The organism is Geodermatophilus sp. URMC 62 (assembly GCF_052931475.1).
Genome location: NZ_JBRFHY010000001.1, coordinates 667,754 through 686,202, shown reverse-complemented (window position 1 = coordinate 686,202; position 18,449 = coordinate 667,754). Strand labels below are relative to the sequence as shown.

19 protein-coding genes and 1 pseudogene are annotated in these 18,449 nt (G+C 74.7%); 5 read left to right on the top strand and 15 right to left on the bottom strand.

Features of this window, described 5'->3' with window-relative positions:
- Nucleotides 1-77: 77 nt before the first annotated feature.
- Nucleotides 78-1,577, top strand: a complete 1,500-nt coding sequence (locus ACU616_RS03230; protein WP_446757052.1) for a sensor histidine kinase — start codon at nucleotides 78-80, stop codon at nucleotides 1,575-1,577.
- Nucleotides 1,578-1,653: 76 nt separating this feature from the next.
- Here the strand turns inward: ACU616_RS03230 and ACU616_RS03225 are convergent, their stop codons facing one another.
- On the bottom strand, nucleotides 1,654-1,902 hold the full coding sequence (locus ACU616_RS03225; RefSeq protein WP_446757051.1) for a WhiB family transcriptional regulator: 249 nt from the start codon (nucleotides 1,900-1,902) through the stop codon (nucleotides 1,654-1,656).
- Nucleotides 1,903-2,228: 326 nt separating this feature from the next.
- Nucleotides 2,229-3,263, bottom strand: a complete 1,035-nt coding sequence (locus ACU616_RS03220) for a diacylglycerol/lipid kinase family protein (protein WP_446757050.1) — start codon at nucleotides 3,261-3,263, stop codon at nucleotides 2,229-2,231.
- A gap of 82 nt (nucleotides 3,264-3,345) precedes the next feature.
- Between ACU616_RS03220 and ACU616_RS03215 the strand changes: the two genes are divergently transcribed.
- The gene (locus ACU616_RS03215; protein ID WP_446757049.1) at nucleotides 3,346-3,819 is read left to right on the top strand and encodes a hypothetical protein; all 474 of its coding nucleotides are present in this window, start codon (nucleotides 3,346-3,348) and stop codon (nucleotides 3,817-3,819) included.
- Nucleotide 3,820: 1 nt separating this feature from the next.
- On the opposite strand, the gene ACU616_RS03210 is transcribed toward ACU616_RS03215, so the two are convergent.
- The 6 genes from ACU616_RS03210 to sodN form a co-directional block, all read right to left on the bottom strand.
- Nucleotides 3,821-4,603: an HAD-IIA family hydrolase gene (locus ACU616_RS03210; protein ID WP_446757048.1), complete on the bottom strand. Its 783-nt coding sequence runs from the start codon at nucleotides 4,601-4,603 to the stop codon at nucleotides 3,821-3,823.
- 45 nt (nucleotides 4,604-4,648) lie between these two features.
- Nucleotides 4,649-5,134, bottom strand: coding sequence for an N-acetyltransferase family protein (locus tag ACU616_RS03205; RefSeq protein WP_446757047.1), 486 nt, complete (start codon nucleotides 5,132-5,134; stop codon nucleotides 4,649-4,651).
- Nucleotides 5,131-5,958: a CDP-diacylglycerol--serine O-phosphatidyltransferase gene (pssA, locus tag ACU616_RS03200; protein WP_446757046.1), complete on the bottom strand. Its 828-nt coding sequence runs from the start codon at nucleotides 5,956-5,958 to the stop codon at nucleotides 5,131-5,133. Before pssA ends, ACU616_RS03205 begins: the two co-directional genes overlap by 4 nt.
- A gap of 9 nt (nucleotides 5,959-5,967) precedes the next feature.
- Nucleotides 5,968-6,657 (bottom strand): phosphatidylserine decarboxylase, encoded by a 690-nt coding sequence (locus tag ACU616_RS03195; RefSeq protein ID WP_446757045.1) that lies wholly within the window; start codon nucleotides 6,655-6,657, stop codon nucleotides 5,968-5,970.
- A 62-nt stretch (nucleotides 6,658-6,719) separates the two neighbouring features.
- Nucleotides 6,720-6,899 (bottom strand): hypothetical protein, encoded by a 180-nt coding sequence (locus tag ACU616_RS03190; protein ID WP_446757044.1) that lies wholly within the window; start codon nucleotides 6,897-6,899, stop codon nucleotides 6,720-6,722.
- A gap of 227 nt (nucleotides 6,900-7,126) precedes the next feature.
- Complete coding sequence (sodN, locus tag ACU616_RS03185; RefSeq protein ID WP_446757043.1) at nucleotides 7,127-7,531, bottom strand: superoxide dismutase, Ni; 405 nt, start codon at nucleotides 7,529-7,531, stop codon at nucleotides 7,127-7,129.
- A gap of 51 nt (nucleotides 7,532-7,582) precedes the next feature.
- Here sodN and ACU616_RS03180 point away from each other — a divergent pair, with 51 nt between their 5' ends.
- Together ACU616_RS03180 and ACU616_RS03175 are read left to right on the top strand one after the other, a co-directional pair.
- The gene (locus ACU616_RS03180; protein ID WP_446757042.1) at nucleotides 7,583-7,960 is read left to right on the top strand and encodes a S24/S26 family peptidase; all 378 of its coding nucleotides are present in this window, start codon (nucleotides 7,583-7,585) and stop codon (nucleotides 7,958-7,960) included.
- Between the two features lie 174 nt (nucleotides 7,961-8,134).
- Nucleotides 8,135-8,353, top strand: a pseudogene (locus ACU616_RS03175) (IS701 family transposase); the annotation flags it as partial.
- Nucleotides 8,354-8,525: 172 nt separating this feature from the next.
- Here ACU616_RS03175 and ACU616_RS03170 read toward each other — a convergent pair.
- Nucleotides 8,526-9,131 carry a dTDP-4-dehydrorhamnose 3,5-epimerase family protein gene (locus ACU616_RS03170; protein WP_446757041.1) on the bottom strand — a complete coding sequence of 202 codons (606 nt, stop codon included), beginning with the start codon at nucleotides 9,129-9,131 and terminating at the stop codon, nucleotides 8,526-8,528.
- A 72-nt stretch (nucleotides 9,132-9,203) separates the two neighbouring features.
- Here ACU616_RS03170 and ACU616_RS03165 point away from each other — a divergent pair, with 72 nt between their 5' ends.
- Complete coding sequence (locus tag ACU616_RS03165; RefSeq protein WP_446757040.1) at nucleotides 9,204-10,451, top strand: NAD(P)-dependent malic enzyme; 1,248 nt, start codon at nucleotides 9,204-9,206, stop codon at nucleotides 10,449-10,451.
- Between the two features lie 33 nt (nucleotides 10,452-10,484).
- On the opposite strand, the gene ACU616_RS03160 is transcribed toward ACU616_RS03165, so the two are convergent.
- From ACU616_RS03160 to ACU616_RS03135, 6 genes are all read right to left on the bottom strand, one after another.
- A complete protein-coding gene (locus ACU616_RS03160) occupies nucleotides 10,485-11,198 on the bottom strand; it encodes a metal-dependent hydrolase (RefSeq protein ID WP_446757039.1) in 714 nt (237 codons plus the stop codon).
- A gap of 141 nt (nucleotides 11,199-11,339) precedes the next feature.
- On the bottom strand, nucleotides 11,340-11,522 hold the full coding sequence (locus ACU616_RS03155) for a DUF6104 family protein (RefSeq protein ID WP_446757038.1): 183 nt from the start codon (nucleotides 11,520-11,522) through the stop codon (nucleotides 11,340-11,342).
- 13 nt (nucleotides 11,523-11,535) lie between these two features.
- The gene (locus ACU616_RS03150) at nucleotides 11,536-15,483 is read right to left on the bottom strand and encodes a multifunctional oxoglutarate decarboxylase/oxoglutarate dehydrogenase thiamine pyrophosphate-binding subunit/dihydrolipoyllysine-residue succinyltransferase subunit (RefSeq protein WP_446757037.1); all 3,948 of its coding nucleotides are present in this window, start codon (nucleotides 15,481-15,483) and stop codon (nucleotides 11,536-11,538) included.
- Nucleotides 15,484-15,613: 130 nt separating this feature from the next.
- A complete protein-coding gene (locus ACU616_RS03145) occupies nucleotides 15,614-16,411 on the bottom strand; it encodes an ankyrin repeat domain-containing protein (protein WP_446757036.1) in 798 nt (265 codons plus the stop codon).
- A gap of 46 nt (nucleotides 16,412-16,457) precedes the next feature.
- On the bottom strand, nucleotides 16,458-17,213 hold the full coding sequence (locus ACU616_RS03140) for an ABC transporter permease (RefSeq protein ID WP_446757035.1): 756 nt from the start codon (nucleotides 17,211-17,213) through the stop codon (nucleotides 16,458-16,460).
- Entirely contained in the window at nucleotides 17,210-18,139 is a 930-nt protein-coding gene (locus ACU616_RS03135) for an ATP-binding cassette domain-containing protein (RefSeq protein ID WP_446757034.1), read from the bottom strand. Before ACU616_RS03135 ends, ACU616_RS03140 begins: the two co-directional genes overlap by 4 nt.
- Nucleotides 18,140-18,449 lie beyond the last annotated feature (310 nt).

The following is an 18,449-nucleotide window of genomic DNA, read 5'->3' as shown; positions in this document are numbered from 1 at the left end:
AGAGGACCTCCCCGCCCCCCGGCGCCCGCAGGCTCGCGGCGGGACCCTGCGGGCAGGCCACCTACGCTCGGGGCACGATGAGCACCCTCTCCGAACGCCTGCACCGTGGCTCGGCGACCGCCCCCTCGCAGGTCGACCACGCCCGGCGGCTCGTGGCCGACTGGCAGCTGCTGGCCGACCTGGCCTTCGCCGACCTCACGCTGTGGGTCCCGCTGCGCACCGGCGCCTGGTGGTGCGTGGCCCAGGTGCGCCCGCTCACCGCTCCCACCAGCCAGCCCGAGGACCTCGTCGGCAGCGAGGTCGAGGGCCCCGGGGCCGACCCGTTCCGCGTGGCCCACCGCGAGGGCCGGCCGGTGACCGAGGGCGACCCGGACTGGTCGGGCGCCCACCCCCGCCGCCGGGAGGTCATCCCGGTGCGGCACGACGGCGTCGTCGTCGCCGTGCTGGTCAAGGACACGAACCTGGCCGTCACGCGGTCGCCGTCGACGCTGGAGCTGACCTACCTCGACATCGCCGCCGACCTCTGCCTCATGGTCTCGGCCGGCACCTTCCCACCGGAGAAGCTGCTCGGCGGCGAGATGAGCCCGCGGGTCGGCGACGGGCTCGTGCGCCTGGACGCCGCCGGCCGCGCCGTGTACGCCAGCCCCAACGCCCTGTCGGCCTACCGGCGGCTGGGGGTGACCGGCGACCTCGTCGGCGCCGACCTGGCGCGCCTGACGCGCGCGGCGGCCGCCGACCGGGTGGCCGGCGAGGCGGTCGCGGCGGGCATCGCCGCGGCGGTGGGCGGCCGGTTCCCCGACCCGATGGACGTCGAGGGCGACACGGCCACGCTGCTGGTGCGGGCACTGCCGCTGCAGGCACCCGGCGCCGAGGAGGGCGCCCTGGTGCTCGTCCGCGACGTCACCGACCTGCGCAGCCGCGACCGGGCCCTGCTGACCAAGGACGCCACCATCCGGGAGATCCACCACCGGGTGAAGAACAACCTGCAGACCGTCGCCGCGCTGCTGCGGCTGCAGGCCCGGCGGATGACCGAGCCGGCCGCGCGCGCGGCGCTCGAGGAGTCGGTGCGCCGGGTGGCCTCGATCGCCGTCGTGCACGAGACGCTGGCCGGCGGCCGGGAGGACGTCGTCGACGTCGACGACGTGCTCGACCGGGTGCTGCCGATGCTCGGAGACCTCACCTCGATCGGCCCGGCGGCGCGCACGCGGCGGGTGGGTGCCTTCGGCGAGCTGCCGGCTGCGACCGCCACGCCGCTGGTGATGGCGGTGACCGAGCTGCTGCACAACGCCGCCGAGCACGCCTTCCCCGCCGACGGCCAGCCCGGCTCGATCGAGCTGGTGGCCGAGCGGGACGGCGACGACCTGGTGGTGCGCGTGCGCGACGACGGGCAGGGGCTGCCGGAGGACTTCGACCCGGCGGCCAGCGACGGTCTGGGCCTGCAGATCGTGCGGACGCTGGTCACCAGCGAGCTCGGGGGCTCGCTGCGCATGACGACGCCGGCGCAGCCGCCGGGCCCGGGCCGGCCCGGCACGGAGGTGGTCCTCGACGTCCCCGGCGCCGCGCGACCCCGGCGGTAGGTGCGCCGACGACACGAGGCCGGCCCCCCGACGGGGGACCGGCCTCGTGTCGTCGGCGCGTGCTGTGTGGTGGGGCTCAGGCGCGGATGCGGGCGCGGGACTGACGGCGCTTGAGCGCGCGCCGTTCGTCCTCGGAGAGCCCGCCCCAGACGCCGGAGTCCTGGCCTGCGCTCAGCGCCCAGTCCAAGCAGGACTGGACGACCGGACAGCGGCCACACACCGCCTTGGCCTGCTCGATCTGCACGAGGGCGGGGCCGGTCGTCCCGATGGGGAAGAACAGCTCGGGGTCCTCGTCCCGGCAGAGCGCGCGGTGGCGCCAGTCCATGTCGGTGTACTCCTCGGTGTCGGCTACGGTCGGTGCTGCAGATCGCTGACGTCGGGCCGCTCGCGCAGGCGACACCGGTTCCCCAGCGCCTCGTTCCAGCGACCACCCGCCGCTTGTTACCGGCAGGTTGCGTTCCTCTCGCGATGTTTTCACCTGAGGGACGCGTGTCAAGCGCACAGAGGTCCTGTCTCGACCCCTCGTGAGCAAGCTCACCACGCGCGTGCTAGGGCCGCCACTCGACACCGCCGAGGTGGTTGACACGACCCGGCCGGCGTGCTTCCCGGCCTCCGCGCAGGGGTCCGCGGGCGGGAGGGTCGGGGGTGTCCCTAGGCGACGACGGAGAGGGCGGCGGGCACCGACCGCACGTGCAGGCCGGTCGCCGTGCCCAGGTGGTCGCCGTCGAGCTGCCAGCCCTGCGGCCGCGAGGCGGTCAGGGTCAGCCCGGCGACGGAGTGCCGGCGGTGCACACCCCGGCCGCGGGCGTCTGGCCGGCGGGCCAGGACCTGCCGCGAGCGGTGCAGCATCCGCAGCACGCCCGTGCGGCCGAGGGCGAAGACGTCGAGGTCGGCGTCGAAGGACGCCTCGGGGCTCGGGTTGACCGGCCGGGACCCCAGGTAGGTCCAGGGGCTGACGTTGGACACCAGGCAGAGGAACAGCCCGTCGAGGTCGGCCTCGCCGGGCAGGGACAGGGTCATGGCGGGGCGGCGCCGCTCCCGCCCGAGCACGAAGGTGCGCGCGGCCTCGCGGACGTAGAGGGACCCGGTGGACCGGCGGCCGCGGGCCCGCTGCGCCTCCACGCGGGCGATGACGTCGGCGTCGAAGCCCATGCCCGCGGCGAAGACGAACCAGCGCGGCTCGGTCCACCCCCCGCCGGCCGCGGCGTCGGTCGCGGCGTCGGTCGCGGCGCGGGCCGCCGCGACCGCGGGGTCCCCGCCGCCGAGCGTCGCGCCGCTCGTGCCGGAGGCGCTGGCGGTGCCCAGCGAGACCCGCCGCGTCCGGCCGGACCGCAGCGAGGCGAGGATCTCGCCGGTGGCCTCGACCGGGTCACGCGAACGTCCCAGCGCGCGGGAGAAGACGTTGGTCGAGCCGCCGGGGACGACGGCCAGCGTGGGGACGTGCGCGCCCGGGCCGTCGGACAGCAGCCCATTGACCACCTCGTTGACGGTGCCGTCGCCACCGAGGGCGACGACGACGTCGACGCCGTCGGCCAGCGCCTGCCGGCCCAGCTCGCGGGCGTGACCGCGGTGGGTCGTCTCCGCGAGGTCGACCTTGAACTCGCCGGCCAGGGCGCCCAGGAGGACGTCGCGCACCTGCCCGGTCGTCGTCGTCGCCGCGGGGTTGGCCACCACGAGCGCACGCATGACGGTCAGGCTAACCAGCGCAGCTGGCCGCTGACCGGCGCGGACGGCCGTGGCGTGGCCGGTGGCGCGTAGCCTCACCGGTGTGACGGAGGAGGACGGGGCGCGGCGCCCCAGCCGCGCCGAGCGGCTCCTCGGCGGAGCCGCCGCACCCTCGTCCCGCCCTGCCCGCCGGCCCGGGCGGGAGGCGCCGGCCGCCGTCCGCCGAGCCGCGCTGGTCGCCGCGGTGGAGGCCGCGCTGCTGCTCGGCGCGGCGCTGGTGGTCCTGTGGCTGACCCTCACCGGCTCGCCCGACAGCGTCGGCCGGGCCCTGGCCGAGGTCGTCTACGTCGGGCTGTTCGGCGGAGCGCTCGCCGTGGCCGCCGCGGGGCTGCGGCGGGTGGCGGCGTGGTCGCGCGGGCCGGTCGTCGCCCTGCAGATCCTCCTCGGGCTCTTCGGCTACAGCACCGCCTTCCCCGGCCAGCAGCCGCTGCTGGGCATCCCGCTGATCGCCCTCGCCGTCGCCGAGCTGTACCTGCTGATGACGCCCGAGGCGCGGCTGGCCTTCTCCGACCGCTGAGCTACACCAGGTCGACGACGTCGGCGATCGAGTCGAGCACCCTGCCCGGGCGGAACGAGAACCGGGCGACGTCGGCCGCGGTCGTCGACCCGGTGAGCACCAGGATCGTGTCCAGGCCCGCCTCGATGCCGGCGACGACGTCGGTGTCCATGCGGTCACCGATCATCACCGTGCTCTCCGAGTGCGCCTCGATGCGGTTCATGGCGCTGCGGAACATCATCGGGTTGGGCTTGCCGACGAAGTAGGGCTTCGCGCCGGTGGCCTCGGTGATCAGCGCGGCGACCGACCCGGTGGCCGGCAGCGGCCCCTCCGGCGAGGGGCCGGTGACGTCGGGGTTGGTGGCGATGAACCGCGCGCCGGCGCCGATCAGCCGGATGGCGCGGGTGATCGCCTCGAAGGAGTAGGTGCGGGTCTCGCCCAGGACCACGTAGTCGGGGTCGGTGTCGGTGAGGGTGTAGCCGGCCTCGTACAGCGCGGTGGTCAGGCCGGCCTCGCCGATCACGTAGGCCGAGCCGCCGGGCAGCTGGCCGGACAGGAAGTCCGCCGTCGCCAGGGCCGAGGTCCAGATCGACGCCTCCGGCACCTGCAGCCCGGAGCGCGCCAGCCGGGCGGCCAGGTCGCGCGGCGTGAAGATCGAGTTGTTGGTGAGGACGAGGAAGCGGCGCCCGGTGTCGACCAGGCGGGCCAGGAAGTCGGCGGCCCCCGGGAGGGCCAGCCCCTCGTGCACGAGGACGCCGTCCATGTCGGTCAGCCAGCACTCGGCCGGCGCGCGCTCGGTGCTCACGCCGCCAGCCTGCCGCACCGGCCCGGTGCGCGTCGGGCGGGAGGTTCAGGGACGCCGGTCGGCGGCGACGTCGGAGAGTGCCCGGTCGGTGAGCCGGAAGACGGTCCACTCGTCCATCGGGACGGCTCCCGCGGCCCGGTAGAACCCGACGGCGGGCTCGTTCCAGTCGAGCACCGACCACTCCAGCCGGTCGTAGCCGCGCTCGACGCAGGTGGCCGCCAGCGTGCGCAGCAGCTCCCGGCCCAGTCCCGCGCCGCGGTGGGCGGGCTGGACGTAGAGGTCCTCGAGGTACACGCCGTGGGTGCCGCGCCAGGTGGAGAAGTTGAGGAACCACAGCGCCACCCCGACGACGGCGCCGTCCGGCCCGAGGGCGACGTGCCCGAACAGGGCCGGGGAGCCGCCGAACAGCGCCGTGTGCAGCTGCTCCTCGGTGAGCCGCACCTCGTGCGCGGCCTGCTCGTACTCGGCCAGCTCGCGCACCAGGCCCACCACGGCGGCGACGTCGTCGGGCTCGACCGGGCGGACCGTCACGTGAGCGCCTCCCGGACCCGCTCGGGCACGAGACGGCCCAGCGGCGAGACCAGGGGCACCAGCACCGGCGCGAGCAGGTAGCCGTAGGCCAGCACGCAGCCGGTGACCACCGGGACGGTGGCGAAGCCGATCACGAGGGCCACCGCGGTGGCGACCAGGCCGTAGGGGCGCCCGCTCCTCGGGCTCACCAGCGAGCGGAACGAGCGGAACCGGATGGTGCTGACCATGAGCAGCGCCGGCACGGCGACGATGAGCAGCACCCACAGCCGGTCGCGGCCCTGCATCTGGTCGCCGAAGGCGAAGACCGAGGCCAGGACGACCCCGGCCGCGCCGGGACTGGGCATCCCGGTGAAGTAGCGCTTGTCCGCCGTCGGGTCGATGGTCGTGTTGAACCGGGCCAGCCGGATCGCCGCGCAGGCCACCCAGAGGAAGCAGATCACCCAGCCCAGCGGGTCCCACTCGTCGCGGCCCTGGGAGAACAGCGTGAACGCGAGCAGGGCCGGGGCCAGGCCGAAGGAGACCAGGTCGGCCAGGGAGTCGAACTGCAGGCCGAAGGAGCTCACCGCGCCCACCAGCCGGGCCACCGCGCCGTCGGTGATGTCGAAGAGCACCGACAGGCCGATGAGGACCGCGGCGAGCGTGTACTGGCCGCGGATGGACACCAGGATGGCGGCGAAGCCGCACATCATGTTGCCCAGCGTGAACAGGCTGGGCAGGGTCGCGAGCGCCCGGCGGCGGGAGCCGCGCACCGAGCCGCGCACGAACTCGACGGTGGCCGTGCGCCGCGTCTGGGGCCGGCCGGAGCCGGAGGCAGAACTGGGCACCGGGACCCCTCAGCCGGCGGCGGGCCAGCGGGCGATGACGGTCTCGCCGCCGCGCACGCGCTGCCCCTTGCGCACGGTCAGGGTGCACTCGGGTGGCAGGAAGACGTCCATCCGCGACCCGAACTTCATCAGGCCGAACCGCTCCCCGGTGGCCAGGTGCTGCCCGACGCCGGTGCGGGTGACGATGCGGCGGGCCAGCGCGCCGACCAGCTGGCGGACGACGAGCGTCCGGTCGCCGTCGCGCAGCCACAGCTCGCTGCGCTCGTTGCGGTGCGCCGACTCCGCCCGGTAGGCAGCGAGGAAGCTGCCCCTGCGGTAGGAGCTCTCCACCACCTCGCCCCGGTGGGGGGAGCGGTTGACGTGCACGTCGACCACGGAGAGGAAGACGCTGACCTGCTGCCAGCCACCCACGGGGGCCGGTTCCGGTGCGACGCCCTCCTGGGGCTCCCCGGCGACCATGACCATCCCGTCGGCGGGGGAGACGACGACGTCGGCCGGCGGCTCGACGCGGTCGCAGTCCCGCTCGGGGTCGCGGAAGAACAGCGCCATGTAGGCCGACAGGGCCAGGAACGGCCAGGCGGCCAGCCGGAGGCCGCGGTGTCCGGGGCGGCGTCCGGCGGCCCGTCCGGCGGCGGCGAGGACGGCGGCGGGCGCCAGGGGCCCGGTGATGAACGGCCACCCGGCCGGGTCGATACGCATCGAGGTCAGACGGTACCGGGCCGCAGTCAGCCCGAATCGCCGCCGGCGGGCCGCGAGGTCCCTCAGCCGGCGGGGGTGGCGATGTTGACCAGCCAGCGCGGGCCGAAGCGGTCGGTGACCTGACCGGAGGTGTCGCCCCACGCCTGCTCGTCCAGGGGGACGTCGACCTGCCCGCCCCCGGCCAGCGCCTCGAACCAGCGGGTGAGGGTCTCGGCGTCGTCCCCGGACAGCGACAGGGACACCGTGTCCGGTCCGCCGGCGTCCGGGTCGTGCCCGTCGGGGTGCGGGGTGGGTCGGTCGAGGCGCGGACCGGACGGGCCGCGGGGACCCGTCGCCGGGCCCGTGCACGGCAGCGGCCGGCGGGCACCGAGGTGCCCGCCGGCCGCTGCCGTCTGTGACGTCCTGGAACGGCCCCCGTGCCGGGCCCCGCCGCGAGCCTGCGAGCGGTGGGGGGCAGGGAGGTCCTCCCTCAGGCCGCGGCCTTGGTCTCCCAGAAGATCTTGTCGATCTCGGCGATGTAGTCGAGCAGCTTCTGGCCCTCCGCGGGGTCCATGCTGCCCTTCCCACCGGCCGCGCCGGCCTGCTTGGTGGCCTTGTTGAACAGCTCGTGCAGCTGCGGGTACTTCTCGAAGTGCGGGGGCTTGAAGTAGTCGGTCCACAGCACCCACAGGTGGTGCTTGACGAGGTCGGCGCGCTGCTCCTTGATGAGCACGCAGCGCATCCGGAAGACCGGGTCCTCGTTGCCCTGGTACTTCTCCTGGATGGCCTTGACGGACTCCGCCTCGATGCGGGCCTGGGCCGGGTCGTACACGCCGCACGGGAGGTCGCAGTGCGCGGTGGCCTCCACGGCGGAGAACAGGCGGCTGAACAGCATGTCCCTGCCTCTCGGTGTCTCGGGATCTGGTCGTCTGCGACCCTACTCGCGGTGATCAGACCCGACACGTCCGAGCGCGGGGTCCCCGGGCTGCCCTCGGCCTGGGTGCTGGCCCGGGTGAGCGGCCCGTCCATGACGCCGACGGTGCGGCACGGCGACCGGCTGCTGGTGCGCCGGTCGCGCCCCGGGACCGCGCGGCCGGGCGACGTCGTGCTGGCCCGCTTCCCGTCCCGCCCCGACCTGCTCGTGGTCAAGCGGGTGCAGCGGGTCCTCGACGACGGCGGCGTCTGGGTGGTGGGCGACAACCCGCTCGTCACCGACGACAGCCGCGCCTACGGGCCCGCGGTCGCCGTCGGCCGCGTCGTCCTCCGGCTGCGTCCCCGCCCCGGCCGGGTCGGACCGCCGCCGGACCCCGGCGGGCTCTCCTAGTACTACAGCCGCACTTGTTTCGCGTCTCTTCGGCGTGCCTGCGGAGCTGAGGCGATCGGGCGGATCACGGTCATTGGATGGCCGAGGATGTCACCGTGGCCGAGGTCGAGGACTGGGCCGCTCACCGACGGCGACCTGGCCCACTACCTGTGCTTCTGCCCGCCGCAGACCCCGCTGGAGGACCTGATCGCCGTCGCCGGCCGCCGGTGGGCGATCGAGGAGTCCTTCCAGACCGCCAAGAGCGAGATCGGCCTGGACCACTACCAGGTCCGCCGCTACGACGCCTGGTACCGGCACATCACCCTGGCGATGCTCGCGCACGCCTACCTGACCATCACCCGCGCCGCCGCAGCCGGCGAAAAAAGGGGATCTGCGATCTCCGCGGCGAGCTGACCGAGTTGACGATTCCCGAGATCCGCCACCTCATCACCCGCCTGGTCTGGCACCTCGACCAGGCCTCCGAGCAGGTCCTGCACTGGTCCCGATGGCGCCGCAGACACCAAGCCCGCGCCCGCCGCTGCCACTACGCAACCAGAGAACGACGCCTACAGATGCGGCTGTAGTACTAGCCGCCCGCGCGCAGCTGCGCGTAGCGGGCAGCGCACTGCTCCATGGTCGGCAGCAGGCCCTGCTCGCGGGCCTGCGCCAGCGTCGGCGCGGCCCGGTCCTTGTCCGAGAGCCGCACCTCGACGTCGGCGGGCCACGGCAGCCCGAGGTCGGGGTCCAGCGGCGAGATCCCGAACTCCCGGCCGGGGGAGTACCCCGAGGAGACTAGGTAAGTGACCGAGGAGCGGTCCTCCAGGGCGAGGAAGGCGTGGCCCAGTCCCTCGGCCAGGAAGACCGCGCGGGGACGCTCGGCGTCGAGCACGACGGCGTCGGACGCGCCGAACGTCGGGGAGCCGACCCGGACGTCGACGACGACGTCGAGCACCCGGCCCGCCGGGCAGTAGACGTACTTGGCCTGCCCGGGTGGGACGAGCGCGAAGTGCACGCCGCGCAGCACCCCGCGGGCCGACACGCTGTGGTTGGCCTGCGCGAGCGGCAGTGCCCAGCCGGTGGCGGCGGCGAGGACGTCGGCCCGGTACCACTCGGTGAAGCGACCGCGGTCGTCCCCGTGCGGCACCAGGTCGAGCACGTAGCCGTCCGGCACGGCGAGCCCGCGGATCTCCACGGGCGGCACGGTAGCGAGCGGGCCGCGGCGGTGCCGGGCGGCGACCCGGGGACAGGACTACCTTCCCGACCCATGGGTGCACAGACCGACACCGCCGGGGACAGCGCCGACCGCACCGCTCGGGCCTCGGCGGTGGAGCGCACACCGCAGGCCGCGGCGGTCGATCGCTTCGCGCAGGACCCGGCCTTCGGCGTCCACGAGGGCGGCAAGCTCGCCGTCCGGCCCACCCGCGGGATCAAGTCGCGGGAGGACCTCGCGCTGACCTACACGCCGGGGGTCGCCCGCGTGTCGAGCGCCATCGCCGCCGAGCCGGAGCTCGCCCGCCGGTTCACCTGGGCGCCGCGCGTGGTGGCCGTGGTCTCCGACGGCACCGCCGTCCTCGGGCTGGGCGACATCGGCCCGGCCGCGGCGCTGCCGGTCATGGAGGGCAAGGCCTGCCTGTTCAGCGAGTTCGCCGGGTTGTCGTCGGTGCCCGTGGTGCTCTCGACCACCGACGTCGACCGGATCGTCGAGACGGTCGCGACGATCGCGCCGTCCTTCGGCGGCATCAACCTCGAGGACATCAGCGCGCCGCGCTGCTTCGAGATCGAGGACCGGCTGCGCGAGCGGCTCGACATCCCGGTCATGCACGACGACCAGCACGGGACGGCGATCGTCGTCCTGGCCGCGCTGCGCAACGCCGCACGGGTCACCGGCCGGCAGATGGGCGACCTGCGCGTCGTCGTCTCCGGCGCCGGGGCGGCCGGCGTGGCCTGCACCAAGATCCTGCTGGAGGCCGGGGTCGGCGACCTCGCCGTCGCCGACTCCCGGGGCGTCATCCACACCGGCCGCGAGGACCTGACGCCGATCAAGCGCTGGGTCGCGGAGAACACCAACCGGAGCGGCTACGCGGGCACGATGGTCGGCGCGCTGGAGGGCGCCGACGTGTACCTCGGCCTGTCCGGGGGCTCGGTGCCCGAGGCGGCGGTCGCCGCGATGGCGCCGGACTGCATCGTGTTCTCGCTGGCCAACCCCACACCCGAGGTCGACCCGGAGATGGCGGCCCGGTACGCGGCGGTGGTGGCCACCGGCCGCAGCGACCTGCCCAACCAGATCAACAACGTGCTGGCCTTCCCCGGCGTGTTCCGCGGCGCGATCGACGCCCGCGCCACGGCGATCACCGAGCGGATGAAGATCGCGGCGGCCGAGGCGATCGCCGGGGTCGTGGGCGAGGACCTGGCGGCGGGGTACATCGTCCCGAGCCCCCTGGACCGGCGGGTGGCCACCGCGGTCGCCGAGGCCGTGGCCGGCTGCGCCCGCGAGGAGCAGGTCACCGTGTGAGGACGGCCCCTCCGCCACTCGGCGCGGCCGGGCTCAGCCGAGGTCCCGCAGCGCCTGCAGGTAGGGGTCCAGGAGGGTGTGGGCGCCGGTGTTGGCGTAGACGAACCACACGGCGACGCCGAGGAACAGCGGCGCGAGCACCGCCTTCTCCAGGGTCGTCCCGGTGCGCATGGGGGTCAGCGCCAGCCGCCTGCGGCGCAGCAGCCACAGCAGCGGGACGGGCACCCCCTGCGTCGTGATCAGGTCCCCGGCGATGTGCGTGAGGACGCCGAGCGCGACCGCCCACGGCAGCCACGTCGGCTGGGGCGTGTCGGCCAGCAGCAGCCAGGCCCCGCCCCAGGACAGCACCAGGTTGCCGACGACGGTGTTCTCCGCCCGGCCCGGGATGACGAAGTGCAGCGCGCGCAGCGCCAGCCCGATGGCCAGCGCCATCACCAGCAGGCTCGACCAGAACAGGTTCGCCGCGGCCAGCGCGAGCGCACCGCAGGCGACCGGCGCGAGCAGGGCGTCGTGGGTGCCCCAGCGGTGGCCGCCGGCCAGCCGGCCGACCGCCCCGGACGGGACGTCGGTCACCGGGCCCCACATGTCGGAGACCGTCGAGCCGCTGTGGTCGAGGTCGGGCAGCATCGAGAACCCGCCGACGGCGGCCACCCACGCGACCTGGCCGACGGCGCCCTCGACCGGCGCCCAGGGGAGGGTCGCCGCGCCGGCGGCCAGACCGGACAGGGCGTGCGAGTGACCGAGCACCCACGCAGCGTCTCTCCCCGCACCGGGCCCGCGGGGGAGGCGCACCGGCGCGATGATCAGGGACCCTGATCGTCGCGCGTCCTCCCTCACGTTCCACGGTGAGGGAGGACGCTCCACGATCAGGTCACCTGATCATCGCCGTCAGTCGTCGACGTCGTCGGTGCCGCCGCGCGCCAGCCAGGTGGCCAGCCGCTCGACCGGCACCTCGAAGTCGGGGTGCGCGTCGACGAAGGCCTGGAGCTGGTCGGCCAGCCAGGCGAGGGTCACCTGCTCCTCGCCCCGCCGGTCGGCCAGCTCCTCCAGCCCGCGGTCGGTGGAGTACACGGTCGGTGCCCCGTCAGCCGGCGAAGGCCTGCGCGACGAGCTCCTTCTGCTCCGCCTCGTGCACCTTCGCCGAACCCACGGCCGGGCTCGCCGACGCGCGGCGGCTGACGCGGCGCAGCGTCCGCCCGTCGAGGTGCTCGGGCAGGTTGAGGGCCATGAACGACCAGGCGCCCATGTTGGCCGGCTCCTCCTGCACCCACACCAGGTCCGTGGCGTTCGGGTAGCGCCCGATCGCCTGGCGGATCTGCTCGGCCGGCAGCGGGTACAGCTGCTCGACCCGGACGACGGCGGTGTCGGCGGTGCCCGCGGCCTCCCGCTGCGCCAGCAGGTCGTAGGCGACCTTGCCGCTGCACAGCAGCACCCGGCGGACCGCGCCGGCGTCGAGCGGCTCGCCGCCCACACCCGGGTCGGGCAGCACCGGCGCGAAGCCCTCGTCGGTGAACGCCGACACCGGGCTGACCGCGGCCTTGGCCCGCAGCAGCGACTTCGGCGTGAACACGACCAGCGGCCGGTGCACGTCCGAGAGCGCCTGCCGGCGCAGCAGGTGGAAGTAGTTGGCCGGGGTCGTGCAGTTGGCGACGGTCATGTTGTTCTCCGCCGACAGCTGCAGGAACCGCTCGATGCGACCGCTGGAGTGGTCGGGGCCCTGGCCCTCCAGCCCGTGCGGCAGCAGCAGGACGACGCCGGAGCGCTGCCCCCACTTGGCCTCGCCGGAGCTGATGAACTCGTCGATGACCATCTGCGCGCCGTCGACGAAGTCGCCGAACTGCGCCTCCCAGAGCACCAGCGCCCGGGGGTTGGCCACCGAGTAGCCGTACTCGAAGCCGAGCGCGGCGTACTCGCTGAGCAGGGAGTCGTAGACGAAGAACTTCGCCTGGTCCTCGGCGAGGTTGGCCAGCGGCGTGTACTCCGCGGCGGAGTCGCGGTCGATGAGGACGGCGTGCCGCTGCACGAAGGTGCCGCGGCGGGAGTCCTGCCCGGCCAGCCGGACCGGTACGCCCTGCACGAGCAGCGACCCGAAGGCCAGCAGCTCGCCCATGGCCCAGTCGATGCCGCCCTCGCTGGCCATCGCCGCGCGGCGCTCGAGCATCCGCTTGAGCTTGGGGTGCGCGGTGAAGTCCTGCGGGAAGGAGACGTGCGCGTCGCCGATGGTCTTGAGGACCTCGGTGCTGATCGCCGTCGCGACCGTCGACTGCTCCGGGGTGCGCGGGTCCATGACCGGCTGGGGCTTGGCCGTGTCGCTCGCGTCGTGCGTCTCGGCGAAGGCGCGCTCCAGCTGGTCGCGGAAGTCCTTGAGCGCCTCCTCGGCCTCGACCAGGGTGATGTCGCCGCGGCCGACCAGCGCCTCGGTGTAGAGCTTCCGGACCGAGCGCTTGCGGTCGATGATGTCGTACATCAGCGGCTGGGTCATCGACGGGTCGTCGCCCTCGTTGTGCCCGCGGCGGCGGTAGCAGACGAGGTCGATGACGACGTCCTTCGTGAACGCCTGCCGGTACTCCACGGCCAGCCGGGCCACGCGGATGCAGGCCTCGGGGTCGTCGCCGTTCACGTGGAAGACCGGAGCGCCGATCATCCGGGCGACGTCGGTCGAGTAGAGGCTCGAGCGGGCCGCGGCCGGGCTGGTGGTGAACCCGACCTGGTTGTTGACGACGACGTGCACGGTGCCGCCGGTGCGGTAGCCGCGCAGCTGGGAGAGGTTCAGCGTCTCCTGGACGACGCCCTGGCCCGCGAAGGCCGAGTCGCCGTGCAGCAGGACCGGCAGGACGGTGAAGCCGCCCTCGCCCTTGTCGATCATGTCCTGCTTGGCGCGGACCATGCCCTCGAGGACGGGGTTGACCGTCTCCAGGTGCGAGGGGTTGCTCGCCAGGGAGACGGCGATCTCGGCGTCGGACCGGAACGGGTTGCGGAAGGTGCCCTCGGCGCCCAGGTGGTACTTGACGTCGCCGGAGCCCTGGACCGTGCCGGGGTCGATGTTGCCCTCGAACTCACCGAAGATCTTCGCGTAGCTCTTGCCGAGCACGTTGGCCAGCACGTTGAGCCGGCCGCGGTGCGGCATGCCGATCGCGACCTCGTCGAGGCCGTGGTCGGTGGAGGCGATGAGCACCTCGTCGAGCACCGGGATCAGCGACTCACCGCCCTCGAGGCTGAACCGCTTCTGCCCGACGTACTTCGTCTGCAGGAACGTCTCGAACGCCTCGGCGGCGTTGAGCCGGCCGAGCACGTGCTTCTGCTTGTCGCGGTCGGGCTGGGCGTGCTTGACCTCGATGCGCTCCTGGAGCCACTGGCGCTCCTCGGGGTCGGTGATGTGCATGTACTCCACGCCGACGGTGCGGCAGTAGGAGTCGCGCAGGACGCCGAGGATGTCGCGCAGCGGCATGGTCCGCTCGCCGGCGAACCCGCCGACCGGGAACTCGCGGTCGAGGTCCCACAGGGTCAGGCCGTGCTGGAGGATGTCCAGGTCGGGGTGGCTGCGGACCTTGAACTCGAGCGGGTCGGTGTCGGCCATGAGGTGGCCGTTGCGCCGGTAGGCCTCGATGACCTCGATGACCCGGGCTTCCTTGTCGATCTGCCCCTCGCGGCCGACCCGCACGTCGGGCATCCAGCGCACCGGCTCGTAGGGCAGGCGCAGCGAGCGGAAGACCTCGTCGTAGAAGCCGTCCTCGCCCAGCAGCAGCTGGTGCAGCCGGCGCAGGAAGTCGCCGGACTGGGCGCCCTGGATGATCCGGTGGTCGTAGGTGGAGGTCAGCGTGATGGTCTTGCTGACCGCCATCTCGGTGAGCGCCTGGGGGCTCATCCCCTGGAACTCCGCCGGGTACTCCATGGCGCCGACGCCGATGATCGCGCCCTGGCCGGCGGTCAGCCGCGGCACGGAGTGGTTGGTGCCGACGGTGCCCGGGTTGGTCAGACTGATGGTGGTGCCGGAGAAGTCCTCGAGGGTCAGCTTGCCGGCGCGGGCGCGGCGGATGACGTCCTCGTAGGCGCCCCAGAACTGGGCGAAGTCCATCGTCTCGGCGGCCTTGATCGAGGCGACGACGAGCGACCGGCTGCCGTCGGACTTGGGCAGGTCGATGGCCAGGCCGAAGTTGACGTGCTCGGGCTGCACCAGGGTCGGCTTGCCGTCGACCTCGGTGAAGGAGGCGTTCATCTCCGGGAAGTCGTCGAGCGCCCGGACCAGCGCGTAGCCGATCAGGTGCGTGAAGGAGACCTTGCCGCCGCGGGCCCGCTTGAGGTGGTTGTTGATGACGATGCGGTTGTCGGCCAGGAGCTTGGCCGGCACCGAGCGCACGCTGGTCGCCGTCGGCACGGTCAGCGAGGCGTTCATGTTCTTCACGACGCTGGCGGCGGCGCCGCGCAGCGGCGTCCGCTTCGGCCCGTCGGCGGCCGGGGCCTCGGGGGCCTTCGGTGCGGCCTTCGGTGCGGCCTTGGCGGCGGGCTCCGGCGCGGCGGCGGGGGAGGCCGCGCGCTGCTGGTCGGCGCGGTCGGAGGCGCGGCCGACCACGGTGGCCTCGGTCCGCTCGGCGACGGGAGTGGACCGCGGGGCGGGCTCCGGCGCGTCCGGGGCGACGGCGGGGCTGCTGGGCCGGGTGGCCGAGCCGGCGGCGTCGGCGACGGCGGGGCGCTCGGGGGAGGTGGCGGCGGCCGCGGGGGCGGGCTGCTGCGCGCGGGCGGCGGGGGCCGCGCCGTTCGCCGACCCGTTGCCGGAGGCCGGGGCGGCCGGGGCAGGGGCGGGGGCGGTGTCGTCGGTCGGCGTGGCGGAGCCGCGCTCGCGGTCGTCACTGGCGGCGACGGGGCTGCCCGGCCGGTAGTCGGCGAAGAACTCGTGCCAGGCCTGGTCCACGCTGGAGGGGTCGGCGAGGAACTGCTGGTACATCTCCTCGACCAGCCACTCGTTGGTGCCGAATCCCGCCACCGCGGAGGAGGAGGAGGTGGTGGACGGCCGGGGTGAGTTGTCGCGTGACACGGGTCGGGTGCCTTCTTCGTCGTCGTCGGGGGACGTCTCTGAGCCGGGGCCGGAGTCTACGCCCGTCGGTGGGGCCGAACGGCGGAACGCGGGCGCCAGGAGACGGTCCGCGGCCCGTCGGTGCGGTGGGTCAATCCGTGGCGCCGGAGGCGACCAGGAGGTCGACCAGGCCGTCCACGGCCCGCGCCTGACCTGCGTCGTCGCGCCGGGAGCGGGCTGCGGCGACCCGGCTGATGTCCAGGGCGCTGGCGCCGTCGCTGGTGGTGGCGTTGACGTCGGCCCCGGCGGCCAGCAGCACGCGCACCACCTCGGGCGCGTCGCCGCCCGCGCCGGCCGACACGGCCTCGTGCAGTGGTGTGCGCCCGGTGTCGGGGTCGCGCCGGTCGACCGACGCGCCGGCCGCCAGCAGCACGCGCACCAGGTCGGCCCGCCGGAGCGTGGCCGCGGCGGCCAGCGCGCCGCCGTCGGGGTCGGCGCCGCGGTCGAGCAGCAGCCGCAGGGTCTGCGCGGCGCCGCCGGCCGCGGCGAGGGTGAGCAGGTCCAGGCCGCTGGCCGGGTCGGTGAGCGGGGCGCCGGCGTCGAGCTCGCGGGCCAGCCGGCGGGCGTCGTCGAGGGAGGCCGCGGCCGGCGCGTCCGGCACGGCACCCAGCTCGCCGAGCACCTCCACCAGCCCGGGGGCGTGCTCGACGGCCACGTGCAGCGGCGTGCGCCCGGACTCCGTGCGGGCCGTGAGGTCGGCACCGGCACCGACCAGGACCCGCACGACGTCCTCCCGGCCGGCTGCGGCGGCCAGGTGCAGCGGCGTCCAGCCGGTCTCACCGGCGTGTTCCACCGTGCCGGTCAGGAGCCGGGAGGCGTCGGCGACCGCCGTCCGCACCCCGGCGACGTCGCCGGCGGCCACCAGCCGCGCGAGGCGCGACGCGGTCATGCGGGTCGTCATCCGGGGTCCCCCGTCCTCCGTGCGGCGCCCGGGCTCAGACCACGTCACGGCGGACGGCGAGGACCGTGCCGAGCAGAGCGGTGAGCAGACCGTAGCCGAGCAGCAACAGGCCGCCAGCGGCGGGCCCGAGCAGGTCCGGGGCCTGGAGGGTGGCGGTCAGCGCCTCGAGCCCGCCGCCCGGCATCCACTTGTACGCGGCGGCGGTGGCCGGGATCTGCCGGATGATCGGCTCGACCACGTAGAGGTAGACCAGCGCGCCGACGATGGCCCCGACCTGGTTGCGCAGCAGGGCGCCGATGCCCACCCCGATGACCGCGTAGACCACGAGCGCGAGCCCGCTGCTGAGCAGGACGCGGAGGTCGTCCCCGTCGAGGTCGGGCACGGCGCCGCGCGCGCCGGCGGCGACGTAGACGACCAGGACGTTGACGGCCAGCACCACCAGCGCCAGCGGGACGGCGGCCAGCGCGTAGGCCAGCAGCTTGGCCGCCACCACGCGGCCCCGGCGGGGTGTGGTCAGGAACGTCGGTGTCGCCGTCCGGTGCCGGTACTCCTGGGTCGTCCCGATGACGCCGAGGATGAGGAACAGGACGACGACGTTCGTGCTGGTGGCGAAGGCCAGCTGCTCGTAGACGTCGCTGCCGACGGAGGGGACCGGGCTCCGGGCGTTCCCGGCGAAGGCGGTCAACAGGATGCTGAACCCGGCGACGAGCACGCAGGCGCCGACCAGCAGGCCGATCCAGACGCGCGTGGTGAACAGCTTGGTCCACTCGGCGCGGACGAGCCCGGTCATCGCGCGGCTCCCTCGGGGGTCGGGGTGGGGGAGCCGGCGGCGAACTGCTCCTGCCCGGCGGTGAGCCGGAAGTAGAGGTCCTCCAGGCCGGTGGTCTCGGCCCGCAGCTCGTGCAGCTCCACCCCGGCGGCGAAGGCGCGGGCGCCGACCTCGGCCGGCGTCGACCCGGTCACGGTCACCACACCGTCCTCGTCGCGGGCGGGGTCGAGGCCGGCGTCGGCGAGCACGGCGGCGAGCCGGCCGGCCTCCGGGCTGCGCGCGAGCACGGTGCCGGCGCCGTGCGCGCCGGAGCGCAGCTCGGCGATCGAGCCCTGCCGCACCAGCCGGCCGGCGCCCACGATGACCACGCGGTCGGCGGTCTGCTCCATCTCCGCCAGCAGGTGGCTGGAGACCAGGACCGTCCGGCCCTCGTCGTGGGCCAGGTGCCGCAGGAAGCCGCGCAGCCACAGGATGCCCTCGGGGTCGAGGCCGTTGGCCGGTTCGTCGAGCACCAGCACCGGCGGGTCGCCCAGCAGGGCGGTGGCCAGGGCCAGCCGCTGCCGCATGCCCAGGGAGTAGCCCCCGGCGCGGCGCCGGCCGGCCGCGGCCAGGCCGACGGTGGTGAGGACCTCGTCGGCGCGGGCGGGGGACAGGCCCGCGGCGCGGCAGTAGACCCGCAGGTGGTCGCGCCCGGAGCGGGCGGGGTGGAAGGCGGTCTCGAGGACCGCGCCGACGGTGCGCACCGGGTCGGGCAGCGCCGCGTAGGGGGCGCCGTCGAAGGTCGCGGTGCCGGCGTCGGGCGTGATCAGGCCGAGCACCATGCGCAGCGTCGTGGTCTTGCCCGCTCCGTTCGGGCCGAGGAAACCGGTGACCGCGCCCGGTTCCACGGTGAAGCCGAGGTCGGTGACCGCCCGCACGGGACCGAAGCTCTTGGTCAGGCCCGACACCTCGACCCGTACGGGTCCGCGGTGACCGGCCGCGTCGCTGGCCGTGGTCGCGATTGTCCTGTCTCCCCTCGTCGTCCACCCCCGTGCACCGGCCATCCTGGCCCACGCGGCCCCGCGGACGGCAGCCCCGTCAGTCGCGACACGCCCTCCCCGGGCGGTTCCGCGCGAGGTCCCCGAGTCGGCGTGACCGGCGGCACGGTGCCGTCCGCCGGTCACTAGAGTCGCGCCGTGAGCGCCTACCGGACGATCGTGGTCGGCACGGACGGCTCCGTCCCCTCCCTCCGCGCGAGCGGTCCCCGGCGGCCGGGCC

Coding starts and splice junctions, on each gene's coding strand:
- ACU616_RS03230 (WP_446757052.1), top strand. CDS start 78: ATGAGCACCCTCTCCGAACGCCTGCACCGTGGCTCGGCGACCGCCCCC.
- ACU616_RS03225 (WP_446757051.1), bottom strand. CDS start 1,902: ATGGACTGGCGCCACCGCGCGCTCTGCCGGGACGAGGACCCCGAGCTG.
- ACU616_RS03220 (WP_446757050.1), bottom strand. CDS start 3,263: ATGCGTGCGCTCGTGGTGGCCAACCCCGCGGCGACGACGACGACCGGG.
- ACU616_RS03195 (WP_446757045.1), bottom strand. CDS start 6,657: ATGCGTATCGACCCGGCCGGGTGGCCGTTCATCACCGGGCCCCTGGCG.
- sodN (WP_446757043.1), bottom strand. CDS start 7,531: ATGCTGTTCAGCCGCCTGTTCTCCGCCGTGGAGGCCACCGCGCACTGC.
- ACU616_RS03165 (WP_446757040.1), top strand. CDS start 9,204: ATGGGTGCACAGACCGACACCGCCGGGGACAGCGCCGACCGCACCGCT.
- ACU616_RS03145 (WP_446757036.1), bottom strand. CDS start 16,411: ATGACCGCGTCGCGCCTCGCGCGGCTGGTGGCCGCCGGCGACGTCGCC.
- ACU616_RS03140 (WP_446757035.1), bottom strand. CDS start 17,213: ATGACCGGGCTCGTCCGCGCCGAGTGGACCAAGCTGTTCACCACGCGC.